Here is a 13,868-nt window from a genome sequence, read left to right on the forward strand (position 1 = left end):
TCCACCTTACGCCGATTGCCATGCGGCGGCGGGATTGCTACATGCCGCCGCATGACCAAGACACAACATCCTTCGGGCGCGCCCTGGCGCAATTTCTATGGCCGCTTTCGTGGCAAGACGATCCGTGCGAGCCAGCACGATTATCTTGAAAATGACCTCGACCCGCTGTCGCCCGGCCCGGTCAGCTGGGACGCCAACCCTGACCGCCTTGCGCTTGATCTGGGCGCGCTGTTTGCGGGCAAGGATGTCTGGCTGGAAATCGGCTTTGGCGGTGGTGAGCATCTGGTGCATATGGCGCAGAGCTATCCGGGCATCGGGATCATTGGGGCCGAACCTTTTATCAACGGCGTGGCGATGCTCTTGGGCAAGATCCGCAAGGCCGGGGTCGATAACCTCGCCGTGCATCCCGGTGATGTCCGCGATCTGTTCGATGTGCTGCCCGCGCAGTCGATTTCGCGTGTCTTCCTGAACTATCCCGATCCTTGGCCCAAGAAACGCCACCATCGCCGCCGGTTCGTCACCCCCGAACATCTGGCCCCCCTGCACCGCGTGATGAAACCGGGGGCCGTGCTGCGCGTGGCGACCGATATTCCCGATTACGTCCGCCAGACGCTGGAAGAAGTGCCGTGCCAGGGCTTTGACTGGCTGGCTGAAACCCCTGCCGATTGGCGCAAGCCTTGGGCTGACTGGATTTCGACGCGCTATGAACAAAAGGCTTTGCGCGAAGGCCGCGTGCCGCATTACCTGACCTTCGTCAGGGTTTAAGGACTTATCTGCCTCCGGCGGGGATATTTATGCTCGAACGATGGGGGCCCGTGATGGACCCTTTGCGCGCACTGCGGTATCAGGGGGCGCAAACACCAAGGAACCATTCATGTCTTCCCATGCGACCCCCATTCCGATGATGTCCAGCGCCTGTGGCCCCTTGCAGGGACAGGCGCATGTGCCGGGCGACAAGTCGATCTCGCACAGGTCGTTGATACTGGGCGCGATGTGTATTGGCGAGACCCGCATCACCGGCCTGCTGGAAGGCGATGACGTGCTGGACACCGCCAAAGCCATGCGCGCCTTTGGTGCCGAAGTCACCGATCATGGCGGTGGGCAATGGTCGGTGCGCGGGGTCGGGGTGGGCGGATTTGCCGAACCTGACCACGTGATCGATTGCGGCAATTCCGGTACTGGTGTCCGCCTGATCATGGGAGCCATGGCCACCACGCCGATCACGGTGACATTCACCGGTGATGCATCCTTGAACGGCCGTCCGATGGGGCGGGTGACCGATCCTTTGGCATTGTTTGGCACGCGCGCGGTAGGCCGTGCCGGTGGGCGCTTGCCGATGACCTTGGTGGGCGCTGCGGGTCCGGTGCCTGTCCGCTATGTTGTGCCGGTGCCATCGGCGCAGGTGAAATCGGCAGTACTGCTGGCGGGGTTGAACGCGCCCGGCCAGACCGTCGTGATCGAGAAGGAAGCGACGCGCGATCATACCGAGCGCATGTTGCAAGGTTTCGGTGCGACGCTGACGGTCGAGGATACTGATGAAGGCCGCGTGATCACCCTGACCGGCCAGCCCGAATTGCAGCCGCAGGATATTGTCGTGCCGCGCGATCCGTCATCCGCCGCCTTTCCGGTCTGTGCGGCCTTGATCGTGCCTGGGTCGGATGTTCTGGTCCCCAATATCGGGCTGAACCCGACGCGCGCGGGTCTGTTCACCACTTTGCAGGAAATGGGTGCCGATCTGACCTTTGAGAACCTGCGCAGCGAGGGGGGCGAGCCTGTGGCCGATCTGCGCGCGCGGTTTTCGCCTGACCTGCGCGGGATCACCGTGCCGGCGGACCGTGCGGCCAGCATGATCGACGAATATCCGGTCTTGTCCGTGGTCGCGGCCTTTGCGCAGGGTGTGACCGACATGCCCGGCGTCAAGGAATTGCGGGTCAAGGAAAGCGACCGGATCGATGCGATGGCGCAGGGGCTGCGGGCCGCCGGTGTCACTGTGGACGAAGGCCCTGATTGGTGGCGCGTCACCGGGGTGGGCCACGGCCATGTGCCGGGCGGTGTGACGGTGCAAAGCCGTCTGGACCACCGGATCGCCATGGCGTTTCTGGTCATGGGGATGGCGGCGCAGAACCCTGTCATCGTTGATGATGCAGCACCGATCACCACATCTTTTCCGATTTTCGAGCCTTTGATGAATGATCTGGGTGCGCAGATCGCACGGATCAGCGCATGAGCTTTACCGTCGCCATCGACGGGCCTGCGGCGGCGGGCAAGGGGACGATTTCCAAGGCGGTGGCAGTGCATTTCGGTTTTGCGCATCTGGATACCGGGCTTTTGTATCGCGCGGTCGGCGCCAAGGTGTTGGCGGGCGCTGATCCGGTGGCAGCAGCGCGCGCGCTGGACCCCGCGGATCTGGACGGTGACGCCCTGCGCACAGCCGAAGTCGCGCAGGCCGCAAGCCGCGTGGCGACTGACCCCGCCGTGCGCGATGCGCTGACCGCCTTCCAGCGTGGGTTTGCCGCGCGCCCCGGTGGGGCGGTGCTGGATGGCCGCGACATCGGCACGGTGATCTGTCCGGGCGCACAGGTCAAACTGTTCGTCACCGCATCTGCCGCGTGCCGCGCGGAACGGCGCTGGAAGGAATTGCAGGCTCAGGGCAGCGACATGACTTTGGAAACTGTGCTGGCCGACGTGCAGGCGCGTGATGCGCGCGATGCAGGCCGCGCGACAGCACCTTTGGCAGCCGCGGCGGATGCGGTGCTGATCGACACCTCGGATATGAGCATCGCGGATGCTGTGGCGCGCACCATTGCCGTCATTGCGGCTGCGCAAAAATCCTTGCAAGGCTAGGGCAGGCGGCCTATACGCCCCCCTGTCGAAGTGCCGATGACAGGCGCGGACGTGAGACTTGGGCAGGGTCGGTATGCACCGGCCCTGTTGTTTTACATTCGCATCGGCCCGCGACCAAATCGAAACACAAAGACCGGCGGAGACAACCGCTCGGCCCGTATAAAACCAAACGTTAGGAAAACGACGCCACATGGCAAATACAATGGACGAGTTTGAAGCACTCTTGAACGAAAGCTTCGAAATGGACACACCCGCTGAAGGGTCTGTCGTCAAAGGCAAGGTGATCGCGATCGAAGCGGGCCAGGCCATCATCGATGTCGGCTACAAGATGGAAGGCCGTATCGATCTCAAAGAATTCGCAAATCCCGGCGAAGCCCCTGATATCAAAGTTGGTGACACGGTCGAAGTGTTCCTGCGTCAGGTCGAAAACGCCCGTGGCGAAGCCGTCATTTCGCGTGAAATGGCCCGCCGCGAAGAAGCCTGGGATCGTCTGGAAAAAGCCTATGCTGACGAAGAACGCGTTGATGGCGCAATCTTTGGCCGCGTCAAAGGCGGGTTCACCGTGGACCTTGGCGGCGCTGTTGCGTTCCTGCCAGGCAGCCAGGTTGACGTCCGCCCCGTGCGCGATGCTGGCCCGTTGATGAACATGAAGCAGCCGTTCCAGATTTTGAAAATGGACCGTCGTCGGGGCAACATCGTTGTGTCGCGCCGTGCGATCTTGGAAGAATCGCGTGCTGAGCAGCGTGCCGAAGTCATCGGCAACCTGACCGAAGGTCAGGAAGTTGACGGCGTGGTCAAGAACATCACCGAATACGGTGCGTTCGTTGATCTGGGCGGCGTTGACGGCCTGCTGCACGTCACCGACATGGCATGGCGCCGTGTGAACCACCCGTCCGAGATTCTTGCCATCGGCGAGACGATCAAGGTGCAGGTGATCAAGATCAACAAAGAAACCCACCGTATTTCCTTGGGCATGAAGCAGCTGCAAGAAGATCCGTGGGATGCTGTCGAAGCCAAGTTCTCCTTGGGTTCGGTCCATCAGGGCCGCGTGACCAACATCACCGATTACGGCGCATTTGTTGAGCTGGAAGCAGGCGTTGAAGGTCTGGTTCACGTGTCCGAGATGTCCTGGACCAAGAAAAACGTACATCCCGGCAAGATCGTTTCGACCTCTCAGGAAGTCGAAGTCATGGTGCTGGAAATCGACAGCGCGAAACGCCGCGTGTCGCTTGGCCTGAAACAGACACAGCGTAACCCATGGGAAGTGTTTGCAGAAACCCATCCTGAGGGCACCGAGGTTGAAGGCGAAGTCAAGAACATCACCGAATTCGGTCTGTTCATTGGCCTTGAAGGCGACATCGACGGTATGGTCCACCTGTCTGATCTGACATGGGATGGCCGTGGCGAAGATGTAATCGGCGATTTCCGCAAGGGTGACATGGTCAAGGCCAAGGTCGCAGAAGTTGACGTCGAAAAAGAACGCATCAGCCTGTCGATCAAGGCACTGGACAGCGATCCGTTCGCGGATGCGATTGGCGGCGTCAAGCGCGGCTCGATCATCACTGTCGAAGTCACCAAGATCGAAGACGGCGGCATCGAGGTCGAATATGAAGGCATGAAATCCTTCATCCGTCGGTCCGACCTGTCGCGTGACCGTGCCGAACAGCGCCCAGAGCGTTTTGGCGCCGGTGACAAGGTCGACGTGCGCGTCACCAACATCGACAGCAAGACCCGCAAGCTGGGCCTGTCGATCAAGGCACGCGAGATCGCGGAAGAAAAAGAAGCTGTCGAACAGTTTGGCTCGTCGGATTCCGGCGCGTCGCTGGGTGACATTCTGGGGGCCGCGCTCAAGCGCGACTAACCCGGTTTCGACCGTTCAAATCAGCCCCGCCACACGCGATTGTGGCGGGGTTTTTCTTTTTGCGGGTTGCGAATCGGTGTGCTGCTGCGGCGCTGCAGCACGCAGGGTCGGTGCCGATCTGACGAAAAAGCATCAAACTTCCCTGTAAATTCAGGCGCTTTGCGGCAAAAAACAGCAAAAGCGACGAAAGCGATGCTTTCCGTATCGGGTCTTTGTTTCTATAGTTTGCCGGATCGCGTCTGCCCGCGTATTGCCAAACCAAAGGATGCTGCCATGATCCGTTCGGAACTGATCCAGAAAATTGCCGACGAAAATCCGCACCTGTACCAGCGGGATGTCGAAAAGATCGTGAACACCATCTTCGACAGGATCACCGATGCGATGGCGCAGGGCAACCGTGTCGAATTGCGCGGCTTTGGCGCATTCTCGGTGAAAAAGCGCGACCCGCGTCTGGGCCGCAACCCCCGCACCGGCGAGGCGGTCGAGGTTGATGAAAAACATGTGCCGTTCTTCAAGACGGGCAAATTGTTGCGCGACCGGCTGAACGGGCTGTAAGAGGGTCTTATGAAGACTATTCGCTATGCCTTTTGGGCGATTGTCGCGCTTTGCCTGATCCTGATCGGATTGGCCAATCGTGACCCTGTGACCGTTCGCGCCATGCCCGTCTGGCTGAGCGATCTGTTGGGCCTGTCGCCCGATGTGACGCTGCCTTTGTTTGTGGTGATCTTTATCGGTGTCGGGGCGGGTCTGGCCATCGGGTTCTTGTGGGAATGGCTGCGCGAATACCGCATCCGCGCCGATGGCCGCGCCAAATCGCGCGAAGTTGCGGCGTTGCGGCAGGAATTGCAGCAGATGCGTATCGCCTCTGTCGGGGCCAAATCCGAGGATGATGTTCTGGCGTTGTTGGAAAAGACGCGCTGATGTCACTGCCGACACGGGTCAAGATTTGCGGGCTGCGCGATGCGGCGATGCTGGATGCTGCGGTGCAGGCGGGGGCTGCCTATGTCGGGCTGGTGTTTTTTGAAAAATCCCCGCGCAACGTGACATTGGCGCAGGCCGCCGCGCTTGCCGCCATGGTGCCGGCCGGTGTGGCCAAGGTGGCATTGGTGGTGAATGCCGATGATGCCGAGCTGGATGCGCTGCTGGCGCAGGTGCCGGTCGATATCTTGCAATTGCATGGCTCCGAATCTCTGGCGCGTGTGACTGCGCTCAAGGCGCGCTACGGCCTGCCGGTGATGAAGGCCGTAGGCGTGGCGGGGCCGGATGATCTGGCCGCGCTTGACGCTTATGCGCAGGTGGCTGATCTGTTGCTTGTCGATGCCAAACCGCCGAAAGGTGCCGATCTGCCGGGGGGCAATGGGCTGTCCTTTGACTGGCGGTTGATCGCGGGGCGGCGCTGGCCGGTGCCGTGGATGCTGGCGGGTGGCCTGACGCCTGCGAATGTGGCGCAGGCGGTGGCGCTGACCGGCGCGGGGCAGGTCGATGTGTCGTCTGGCGTTGAATCGGCCCCCGGCGTCAAAGATGCGGCACTGATTGCGGCGTTTTGTGCTGCCTTGCGTTAGGCGTTTACGATTCCGTTAAGGGACGTTAGGTCTGTCCCAACAAAATACAGCAGGTGCGCAATGGCAAACGATCTTTTCAACAGCTTCATGACCGGCCCCGATGAAAACGGCCGTTTTGGCCAATTCGGCGGGCGTTTCGTGTCCGAGACACTGATGCCGCTGATTTTGGAGCTGGAAGAACAATACGAACATGCCAAGACCGACCCGACCTTTTGGGCGGAAATGCATGATCTGTGGACCCATTATGTGGGCCGCCCCAGCCCTCTGTATCATGCCGAACGGCTGACAGCCCATTTGGGCGGGGCCAAGATCTATATGAAACGCGACGAGCTGAACCACACCGGCGCGCATAAGATCAACAATGTGCTGGGCCAGATCATCCTTGCCCGCCGCATGGGCAAAAGCCGGATTATCGCCGAAACCGGCGCAGGTCAGCACGGCGTCGCGACGGCGACAGTCTGTGCGAAATTCGGCCTGAAATGCGTGGTCTACATGGGCGCGCATGATGTCGAACGTCAGGCGCCCAATGTGTTCCGTATGAAATTGCTGGGGGCAGAGGTTGTGCCTGTGACCTCGGGCCGTGGCACGCTCAAGGATGCGATGAACGACGCCCTGCGCGATTGGGTGACCAATGTGCGCGACACGTTCTATTGCATCGGCACGGTCGCAGGCCCGCACCCTTACCCCGCGATGGTGCGCGATTTCCAAGCCATCATCGGGCAGGAAACCAAGGCCCAGATGCAAGAGGCCGAAGGCCGTCTGCCTGATACGCTGATCGCTGCCATCGGTGGCGGATCGAACGCCATGGGGCTGTTCTATCCGTTTCTGGATGACAAGGACGTCAATATCATCGGGGTCGAGGCTGGTGGCAAAGGCGTCAATGACAAGATGGAACATTGCGCGTCATTGACCGGCGGCCGCCCCGGCGTGCTGCATGGCAACCGCACCTATCTGTTGCAAGATGATGTGGGGCAGATCCTCGAAGGATTCTCGATCTCGGCGGGGCTGGATTATCCTGGCATCGGGCCGGAGCATGCGTGGTTGCATGATATTGGCCGCGCCAAATATGTATCCATCACCGATGTCGAAGCGTTAGAGGCGTTCCAGCTGAGCTGTGCGCTGGAAGGGATCATTCCTGCGTTGGAACCATCCCATGCGCTGGCCCATGTGATGAAGATCGCCCCCGACCTGCCAAAGGATCACCTGCTGGTGATGAACATGTGCGGGCGCGGCGACAAGGACATCTTTACCGTGGCCAAGCACCTTGGCTTTGACATGAAAGCCTGACGACGATGGCAGAGCGGCGTAAACTTTTGTTTAGGCCGCTCTTCATCCGGTTTACCGGCCCCGATCTAAACCCCAAAGCAATGGTCGTGCTCGACAACTGATGTGTTTGTGTACCCAACGGTCGACATGATGTTGGTCGGGTTTACATGGGAAAGCACGTCATGAAAAAGTTTCTTCTGTCCACCACGGCCGCCATCGCGCTGGCCAGCAACGCTCTTTATGCCCAGTCGATCACCGACCAGATCGTCAGTCAGTTGCAGGCGCAGGGCTATGAAAGCATCGAAATCGAAAACGGCCAGACCCAGATCAAGGTCGAGGCGATCCTGAATGGCCGCAAGCTGGAAGTGGTTTATGATGCGCTGACAGGGGTCATCCTGAAGGAAGAAGCCAGCACCGCGGACGACGATGACACTCTGCGCCGCGGCGTGCGCATCTCGTCAAGCGACGACGACGATTTCCTTGATGACGACGAGGATGACAACGACGACGATGACAACGACGACGATGAAGACGAGGATGACAACGACGATGACGACGACGACACAGATAGTGACCGCGACGACGACGATGATAATGATGAAGATGACAACGACGATGACGACAACGACGACTAAGGCTGATGCCGTCTTGACGTGACGGGGCAGGTTTGCCCAAGGGAGCAATGATGATCAAGCAACTGATGATCTGTTTCTTGCTGATAGGGTCGCCACAGATTGTGGCGGCCCAATCCGTTCAGGATCAGATAATCGCCCAGCTGCAACAGCAGGGGTTTACGCAGATCGAGGTGAGCCGGACATGGCTGGGCCGCGTCCGGATCGTGTCGCTGCGCGATGATCTTCAGCGGGAATTGGTTTTCAATCCGCAAACCGGCGAGATTTTGCGCGACTTCTGGCAAACCATCAACGGCGATGGTTTGGCTAGCCCGCGCATCGTTGACCCTTTTCGTGACAGCGGGTCAGGTGGCGGACAAAGTTCGGGTGGTGGCTCCTCTGAAGGCGGCGGGTCGTCCGGCGGCGACAGTGGGTCCGGCGGTGACGACGATGACGACGATGACGGCGACGATGATGACGGCGATGATGACGGCGACGACGATGACGGCGACGACGATGACGGCGACGAAAGCGACGACGATGATTGAGAAACGGACCGCGTGATGCCGCAGCGCGAAAGGATCATCGTTTGAACAGGAAAATACCGATCGCGGCAATCGTCGTCATCCAAGTCGTTTGCGCGGTGTTCTTTGTCATGCAGATCGCAGGGTCGGTCCTTGGCTTTTCGCCCGTCGGCTGGCGGCTCTATGAACTGATCGAAATTGGCGCTGCGGTCGGGCTTTTGCTGGGGATCGTGTCGGGCATTCTGGTTCTGCGGACCACGATGGCGCGCAACCTGCGGGTCGAGGACCAGCTCCGTATCGCCTCTGGTGCCTTCATGGAGGTCATGAACGAAAGGTTCAACGGCTGGGGCCTGACCCCTGCGGAACGCGATGTCGCCCTGTTTGCGATCAAGGGCATGTCAACGCAGGAAATCGCCGGACTGCGCGGTGTCAGCGAAGGCACGATCAAGGCGCAGACCAATGCGATCTACCGCAAGGCGGGGATCAGCGGGCGCGCGCAACTGCTCAGCCTGTTCATCGAGGATATGGTCGCCGATCTGCCGGAATGACGTGGTCCGCTGTCAGCCAAGGTCCCCGGGCAAGGCATATTGCCGCAACACATCGATCGGCACGATATCAAGCGCGCGCACATGGGTGGCATGCAGGTTGACCTGCGGCGCGCAGCCTTCCTCGTGCGCTTGCAGGAAACGCCCCGCGCACAGGCACCAGCCATCGCCCGCCTTCAGCCCCGGAAAGCCGAATTCGGGGCGCGGCGTGGACAGGTCGTTGCCGACATATTTTGAAAACGCCAGAAATTCTGCTGTCATGACAGCGCAGACCGTGTGGCTGCCATTGTCGGCGGCACAGGTGTCGCAGGTCCCGTTGCGGAAAAAGCCGGTCATGGGGGCTGTCGAACAGGTGGCAAGCGTGCTGCCGAGGACGTTGAAGGACGGGTCTTTTTCCATAGGGTCAGTCTTTCTTGTCAATTTGGACGGGGGTCCATTGTACCCAGCGTCCGTGAAAATCTGCGCGCCCCAGCGCAAAGGTCAAGTCTCCGGGCCAAAGCCGCAGCGTCAGTGCTGCACCCGGCCCTGTGCCATCCGGTTCCATTCCGAACCATGCCAATGGCGCATCATCACGCGCGCTCTGCCCTGCTGCGCGGATCATGGCAGCGCCCCGGTCTTGTACCGCTGTGGGGAAATATTGCCAGGCGATGGTCGTATAGATCAGATGGGTCTGACCTGCATGATGGTCAAGCTGGCCTGGCAGCCAGTCGATTGCATCGCCTTTGGCAACGATGGTGCGCGCCGTGGTGATCGCGGCCTGTGTCAGCATCTGCCTGTCGGGTTGATCCGGCCAGAGATAGGCGCGCAAGCGCAGTGCGTCATTCGGTGCATGCGGATCAAGCGGCGTCAGGTCGACGCCTGAGCGCGCCGTCACCTGTGGCCGCGTGTTGGGCGGCAATGCCCCGGTCCAGTCGGGGCTGAGCGTCAGGGCAGGGGTGGCGGGGCCGAAGACCTGCCTGCCCAGTGCCAGCGCGTAATCGTCCCATTGCAGGTTCAGCCCCGCGCTGGCCCCCAATTCGCTGCACCGCAGCGGTAGGGCGAAACGATCCGCTAGCCAATGGCCGAGCGCGATCAGCACGGCAGAGCGCCGCACCTCGTTGGTTTGTGGCGGGCTGTCGAGCCAGCGCAGGATCGCAGCCTGTTCGCTGACCAGCACATCCGCCACCGCCGCCCAGAGGGTCGCGTCATCGCTGGCCTGTGGCGGATAGACCGGTGCCAGCCTTGCATGGCCTTGCAGGTGCAGCGCATGCAAGGCACCGGCCAGCCGCAAAGGGACGGATTGTCCGCTTGGCCCCAGATCGCCGGTCCAGTCATGGATGCGGGTGCTCACAGCACCTGCGGGCCAGTCCTGCGTTGCGCAAAGCCGCATCAGTTGCGCCATGAAGGGCGATCCGAGACTGGCGCAGGCCGCCGCTTGCGCGGTGAAGGCCGCGCGGATCGCGGTCATTGTCACCGGAATTTATCCATCAGCCGCGCCATGGCGGTGCGATTGTCGGGTTCTGCTGCGGGGGGTTTTTCTGGCTTGGGCGTGCTGGTCGAGGATCGCGGTGGGGCGGTGCGCAGCGCGATGGCGTTCAGAAAACGCGCGCCATCGCCTGTGACCAGATGGGCAATTCCATCGCTGATGCCGCGCATTTCATCGTCGAGCCAGTCAAGATCTGCCTTGGCGAAATCATGCAGCACATAGCCCGGCACCGCATCTTTATGCCCCGGATGCCCGACGCCCAGCCGCACGCGGTCATAGTCCGGCCCGATATGCGCATGGATCGAGCGTAGCCCGTTATGCCCCGCATGCCCACCGCCGGTTTTCAGGCGGACCTTGCCGGGCGCAAGGTCGATTTCATCGTGGAACACGATCAGATCGGCGGGGGTGAGCTTGAGATAGCGCATCGCCTCGCCCACGGATTGGCCAGACAGGTTCATGAAGGTTTCGGGTTTTAGCAATGCCACCTTGTCAGGCCCGATCCGGCCTTCGGAGATCTGGCCCTGAAACTTGGCACGCCACGGCGAAAACCCGTGATCGCCCGCGATCCGGTCCATCGCCATAAAGCCGATGTTGTGTCGGTTCTGCGCGTATTTCGCGCCCGGATTGCCAAGGCCGATCAACAGTTTCATGGGAACTACCTAGCGGGTGGCGGGGCGGCGCACCAGACCCCCGCATGAAAAAGGGCACCCCGAAGGATGCCCTTTTCGTCGTCTATCCGTGCCGATTACGCGGCGTCGGTTGCTTCGTCTTCATCGGCGCTGGCCAGCAGTCCGCGTGGCGCAGAAATGTTGGCGATGACAAAGTTTCGGTCGATGACCGGCTTTGCGCCTTCGGGCAGGGTAACGTCGCTGATATGGATGACGTCGCCCATCTGTGCATTGGCCAGATCGACGGTCAGGTGGTCGGGGATATCACCCGCCAGCACGTCCATTTCGACTTCGTTGCGCACGACGGTCAGAACGCCGCCTTTCTTGATGCCGGGGCAGGTGTCGCCGTTGATGAATTCAACGGGGATGAACAGGTTCACCCGGCTGGTCCGCTTGAGGCGCATCAGGTCGATGTGGATCGGCAGATCCTTGACCACATCGCGCTGCACGCCGCGGCAAACCACGCGCACGTCATCCTGGCCTTCGACCTTGAGGTTGAACAGCGTTGACATGAAACGGCCCTTGCGCAGGGTCGTCAGCAGGTAGTTGAAAGGGATGTTGATGGATTGCGGGTCAATGCCGCCACCATAAACAATGCCAGGTACTTCGCCATCACGACGAGCTTGGCGGGCGGCCCCCTTGCCTGTCCCCGCGCGTACCTTGGCGTTCAGATCAGGAATCTGTCCAGCCATAGTAATAGTCCTTTGATAATGGGGCCCGCCTCCAAGGGTGTCCGAGCCCGATGAAGCCTGCCCTATAAGGGGATTTTGCCGGGTTGAAAAGGTGTTTTTGCCTGCCGTGGTATGGGCGTGGTGTGGGCGTGGCATGGGCGTGGCATGGGTCATGACCCAAGCGACGGGTGGGGCCGCGACGGGTGGCGATTTGAAACTTGCTTTGGACGGATTTGCGCGCCACCCATTGCGTCATGTCTATTCGCAGCGCCTTGATTCTGTCCCGCCGTCCTGCCGTCGCCTTTGTTGTCGTCGGTATTTTCTGGGGCTGTTTTGCCGCCCATGTGCCTGTGATCAAGGCGCAGTTGGGGGCGTCGGATGCGCTGTTCGGTACCTTGCTTTTGGGGTCGGCGACGGGGCTGGTGTCCGCGATGTGGCTGGCGCCGAAACTTGACCGCTGGCTGGGCGCGCAGTCGATGCAGGCGGCAATCGCGGCGCTGGCTTTTGCCTGGCTTTTGCCATCGCTGATCACGCATCCGCTGATCTTTGCGGCATCCATGGCGTTGGTGGGGTTGGCCTCTGGCTTGCTGGACGTGGTGATGAACGCGCGTGTCAGCGAATTGGAAGCCACCCATAAACGCCCGCTGATGAACGCCAATCACGCGATGTTTTCGGTCGCCTATGCCTGTTCCGCCCTGATCGCGGGTGTCACGCGCGAAGCCGGCATGCCGCCCGCGCCGGTTTTTGCGGGTTTCGCAGTTTTTGCACTGTGCCTGATCCCCTTTGTGCGGATGGATGTCACCTATGTCAGCGCCGAGGAGGGCTATGCAGGCCGCTATCCTTTGTGGCCGATCCTTTTGTGCGGCGGGATTGTGCTGATCGCCTTCATGTCCGAGGCCACGGTCGAGGCGTGGTCGGCGCTGCATGTGGAACGTACGCTGGGCGGCGGGGCCGCCGAAGGCGCGCTGGGGCCTGCGATGCTGGGTCTGACGATGGCCTTTGGCCGGTTTTCGGGACAGGCTGTCGCGGAACGGCTGCGCGAGGTGCATGTCTTGATCGGTGCGTCGATCCTGTCGGCCAGCGGGGCGGTGATTGCCGCGCTCGCGCCCACGCCGGTCTGGGCCTATGTGGGCTTTGGTATTCTGGGCTTGGGCGTCTCGGTGATCGGGCCGATGGGGCTGGCGCTGGTGGGCAAGCTGGTGCCGCCGCATCTGCGCACCGAGGCGATCAGCCGGGCTGCCGTGATCGGCTTTTCGGGGTTCTTTTTCGCGCCCACCTTGATGGGTTTGATGAGCCAGGCTTTCGGGCTGCGGGTCGCGTTTCTGGTCGTTGCATTGCTGTTGCTTGCGACCCTGCCGCTGGCCTTGCTGGTCGCACGGCAAAAGGCGCATGTGCCACAAGAGGCCATTGCGCCAAACCAAGGATAAGCTGGTCCGTGGCGTTAGCCGGACACGGTAGCGGCGGTTTTGCACATCTGCCGTCAGCAACCGCGCAGCGGAAACGAAAAGGGCCACGCCAGAGTGATCTGGCGTGGCCCAATTGGACTTGGTGAAGTCCGAAACGGCTTAGTCGGCAGCAGCAGCGATCAGCAGTGCGGCAAGAACGCCAACAATGATGAGTGTCGAGTTTGCGGACGAACCAGCAGGCGCTGCTTCTACAACAGCGACGGGTGCTTCCATCACTTCTGGGGACATGCCACCAGCGAAAGCTGTGGTGGAGAGGGCGGCGACAGCAGCGGCTGTTGCAAGAACATTGGTCATACGCATCTGAATTTTCCTAATTTCTGGTTTGCGATCTGACGACCGGCACCAAAAGGTCAGCGCCAGCGATCACCGATAGCCATAATCGACT

The 13,868-nt window shown here is 60.9% G+C and carries 17 protein-coding genes; 12 read left to right on the forward strand and 5 right to left on the reverse strand.

Annotated elements, in window-relative coordinates; genetic code table 11:
* Positions 1 to 51: 51 nt before the first annotated feature.
* From trmB to SKA53_RS01205, 11 genes are all read left to right on the forward strand, one after another.
* Positions 52 to 765 (forward strand): tRNA (guanosine(46)-N7)-methyltransferase TrmB, encoded by a 714-nt coding sequence (gene trmB, locus SKA53_RS01155; protein WP_007204195.1) that lies wholly within the window; start codon positions 52 to 54, stop codon positions 763 to 765.
* Between the two features lie 109 nt (positions 766 to 874).
* Positions 875 to 2,227 carry a 3-phosphoshikimate 1-carboxyvinyltransferase gene (gene aroA / locus SKA53_RS01160; RefSeq protein WP_040482736.1) on the forward strand — a complete coding sequence of 451 codons (1,353 nt, stop codon included), beginning with the start codon at positions 875 to 877 and terminating at the stop codon, positions 2,225 to 2,227.
* Positions 2,224 to 2,844 (forward strand): (d)CMP kinase, encoded by a 621-nt coding sequence (locus SKA53_RS01165; RefSeq protein WP_007204197.1) that lies wholly within the window; start codon positions 2,224 to 2,226, stop codon positions 2,842 to 2,844. The genes aroA and SKA53_RS01165 overlap by 4 nt, the downstream gene beginning before the upstream one ends.
* A 190-nt stretch (positions 2,845 to 3,034) precedes the next feature.
* A complete protein-coding gene (gene rpsA, locus SKA53_RS01170; RefSeq protein ID WP_278007854.1) occupies positions 3,035 to 4,705 on the forward strand; it encodes a 30S ribosomal protein S1 in 1,671 nt (556 codons plus the stop codon).
* A 273-nt stretch (positions 4,706 to 4,978) separates the two neighbouring features.
* The gene (ihfB, locus tag SKA53_RS01175; RefSeq protein ID WP_007204199.1) at positions 4,979 to 5,260 is read left to right on the forward strand and encodes an integration host factor subunit beta; all 282 of its coding nucleotides are present in this window, start codon (positions 4,979 to 4,981) and stop codon (positions 5,258 to 5,260) included.
* Positions 5,261 to 5,269: 9 nt separating this feature from the next.
* Positions 5,270 to 5,626, forward strand: a complete 357-nt coding sequence (locus SKA53_RS01180; protein ID WP_007204200.1) for a lipopolysaccharide assembly protein LapA domain-containing protein — start codon at positions 5,270 to 5,272, stop codon at positions 5,624 to 5,626.
* Positions 5,626 to 6,267, forward strand: coding sequence for a phosphoribosylanthranilate isomerase (locus tag SKA53_RS01185; protein WP_007204201.1), 642 nt, complete (start codon positions 5,626 to 5,628; stop codon positions 6,265 to 6,267). Before SKA53_RS01180 ends, SKA53_RS01185 begins: the two co-directional genes overlap by 1 nt.
* A gap of 60 nt (positions 6,268 to 6,327) precedes the next feature.
* Positions 6,328 to 7,554, forward strand: coding sequence for a tryptophan synthase subunit beta (gene trpB / locus SKA53_RS01190; RefSeq protein WP_007204202.1), 1,227 nt, complete (start codon positions 6,328 to 6,330; stop codon positions 7,552 to 7,554).
* Positions 7,555 to 7,715: 161 nt separating this feature from the next.
* The gene (locus SKA53_RS01195) at positions 7,716 to 8,168 is read left to right on the forward strand and encodes a PepSY domain-containing protein (RefSeq protein ID WP_007204203.1); all 453 of its coding nucleotides are present in this window, start codon (positions 7,716 to 7,718) and stop codon (positions 8,166 to 8,168) included.
* Positions 8,169 to 8,215: 47 nt separating this feature from the next.
* Positions 8,216 to 8,692 (forward strand): hypothetical protein, encoded by a 477-nt coding sequence (locus SKA53_RS15470; protein ID WP_007204204.1) that lies wholly within the window; start codon positions 8,216 to 8,218, stop codon positions 8,690 to 8,692.
* Between the two features lie 41 nt (positions 8,693 to 8,733).
* A complete protein-coding gene (locus SKA53_RS01205; RefSeq protein WP_040482738.1) occupies positions 8,734 to 9,216 on the forward strand; it encodes a LuxR C-terminal-related transcriptional regulator in 483 nt (160 codons plus the stop codon).
* A gap of 12 nt (positions 9,217 to 9,228) precedes the next feature.
* On the opposite strand, the gene SKA53_RS01210 is transcribed toward SKA53_RS01205, so the two are convergent.
* From SKA53_RS01210 to SKA53_RS01225, 4 genes are all read right to left on the reverse strand, one after another.
* Positions 9,229 to 9,612 carry a DUF2237 family protein gene (locus tag SKA53_RS01210; RefSeq protein WP_007204206.1) on the reverse strand — a complete coding sequence of 128 codons (384 nt, stop codon included), beginning with the start codon at positions 9,610 to 9,612 and terminating at the stop codon, positions 9,229 to 9,231.
* A 4-nt stretch (positions 9,613 to 9,616) separates the two neighbouring features.
* Positions 9,617 to 10,660, reverse strand: a complete 1,044-nt coding sequence (locus SKA53_RS01215; RefSeq protein WP_007204207.1) for a DUF2332 domain-containing protein — start codon at positions 10,658 to 10,660, stop codon at positions 9,617 to 9,619.
* Positions 10,661 to 10,662: 2 nt separating this feature from the next.
* Positions 10,663 to 11,328: an aminoacyl-tRNA hydrolase gene (gene pth / locus SKA53_RS01220; protein WP_007204208.1), complete on the reverse strand. Its 666-nt coding sequence runs from the start codon at positions 11,326 to 11,328 to the stop codon at positions 10,663 to 10,665.
* Between the two features lie 95 nt (positions 11,329 to 11,423).
* Positions 11,424 to 12,038, reverse strand: a complete 615-nt coding sequence (locus SKA53_RS01225; protein WP_007204209.1) for a 50S ribosomal protein L25/general stress protein Ctc — start codon at positions 12,036 to 12,038, stop codon at positions 11,424 to 11,426.
* A gap of 233 nt (positions 12,039 to 12,271) precedes the next feature.
* Between SKA53_RS01225 and SKA53_RS01230 the strand changes: the two genes are divergently transcribed.
* Positions 12,272 to 13,444 (forward strand): MFS transporter, encoded by a 1,173-nt coding sequence (locus SKA53_RS01230; RefSeq protein ID WP_007204210.1) that lies wholly within the window; start codon positions 12,272 to 12,274, stop codon positions 13,442 to 13,444.
* A gap of 138 nt (positions 13,445 to 13,582) precedes the next feature.
* Here the strand turns inward: SKA53_RS01230 and SKA53_RS01235 are convergent, their stop codons facing one another.
* Complete coding sequence (locus SKA53_RS01235) at positions 13,583 to 13,783, reverse strand: hypothetical protein (RefSeq protein ID WP_007204211.1); 201 nt, start codon at positions 13,781 to 13,783, stop codon at positions 13,583 to 13,585.
* Between the last annotated feature and the right edge of the window lie 85 nt (positions 13,784 to 13,868).

Source organism: Yoonia vestfoldensis SKA53 (genome assembly GCF_000152785.1).
GTDB lineage: Bacteria > Pseudomonadota > Alphaproteobacteria > Rhodobacterales > Rhodobacteraceae > Yoonia > Yoonia vestfoldensis_A.

Bases quoted from the DNA above. Each gene is read 5' to 3' on its own strand.
- rpsA (WP_278007854.1), top strand. From the start codon at position 3,035: ATGGCAAATACAATGGACGAGTTTGAAGCACTCTTGAACGAAAGCTTC.
- trmB (WP_007204195.1), top strand. From the start codon at position 52: ATGACCAAGACACAACATCCTTCGGGCGCGCCCTGGCGCAATTTCTAT.
- SKA53_RS01195 (WP_007204203.1), top strand. From the start codon at position 7,716: ATGAAAAAGTTTCTTCTGTCCACCACGGCCGCCATCGCGCTGGCCAGC.
- SKA53_RS01215 (WP_007204207.1), bottom strand. From the start codon at position 10,660: ATGACCGCGATCCGCGCGGCCTTCACCGCGCAAGCGGCGGCCTGCGCC.
- trpB (WP_007204202.1), top strand. From the start codon at position 6,328: ATGGCAAACGATCTTTTCAACAGCTTCATGACCGGCCCCGATGAAAAC.
- SKA53_RS01185 (WP_007204201.1), top strand. From the start codon at position 5,626: ATGTCACTGCCGACACGGGTCAAGATTTGCGGGCTGCGCGATGCGGCG.
- SKA53_RS15470 (WP_007204204.1), top strand. From the start codon at position 8,216: ATGATGATCAAGCAACTGATGATCTGTTTCTTGCTGATAGGGTCGCCA.
- SKA53_RS01210 (WP_007204206.1), bottom strand. From the start codon at position 9,612: ATGGAAAAAGACCCGTCCTTCAACGTCCTCGGCAGCACGCTTGCCACC.
- SKA53_RS01230 (WP_007204210.1), top strand. From the start codon at position 12,272: ATGTCTATTCGCAGCGCCTTGATTCTGTCCCGCCGTCCTGCCGTCGCC.
- SKA53_RS01235 (WP_007204211.1), bottom strand. From the start codon at position 13,783: ATGCGTATGACCAATGTTCTTGCAACAGCCGCTGCTGTCGCCGCCCTC.
- aroA (WP_040482736.1), top strand. From the start codon at position 875: ATGTCTTCCCATGCGACCCCCATTCCGATGATGTCCAGCGCCTGTGGC.
- ihfB (WP_007204199.1), top strand. From the start codon at position 4,979: ATGATCCGTTCGGAACTGATCCAGAAAATTGCCGACGAAAATCCGCAC.
- SKA53_RS01225 (WP_007204209.1), bottom strand. From the start codon at position 12,038: ATGGCTGGACAGATTCCTGATCTGAACGCCAAGGTACGCGCGGGGACA.
- SKA53_RS01165 (WP_007204197.1), top strand. From the start codon at position 2,224: ATGAGCTTTACCGTCGCCATCGACGGGCCTGCGGCGGCGGGCAAGGGG.
- pth (WP_007204208.1), bottom strand. From the start codon at position 11,328: ATGAAACTGTTGATCGGCCTTGGCAATCCGGGCGCGAAATACGCGCAG.
- SKA53_RS01180 (WP_007204200.1), top strand. From the start codon at position 5,270: ATGAAGACTATTCGCTATGCCTTTTGGGCGATTGTCGCGCTTTGCCTG.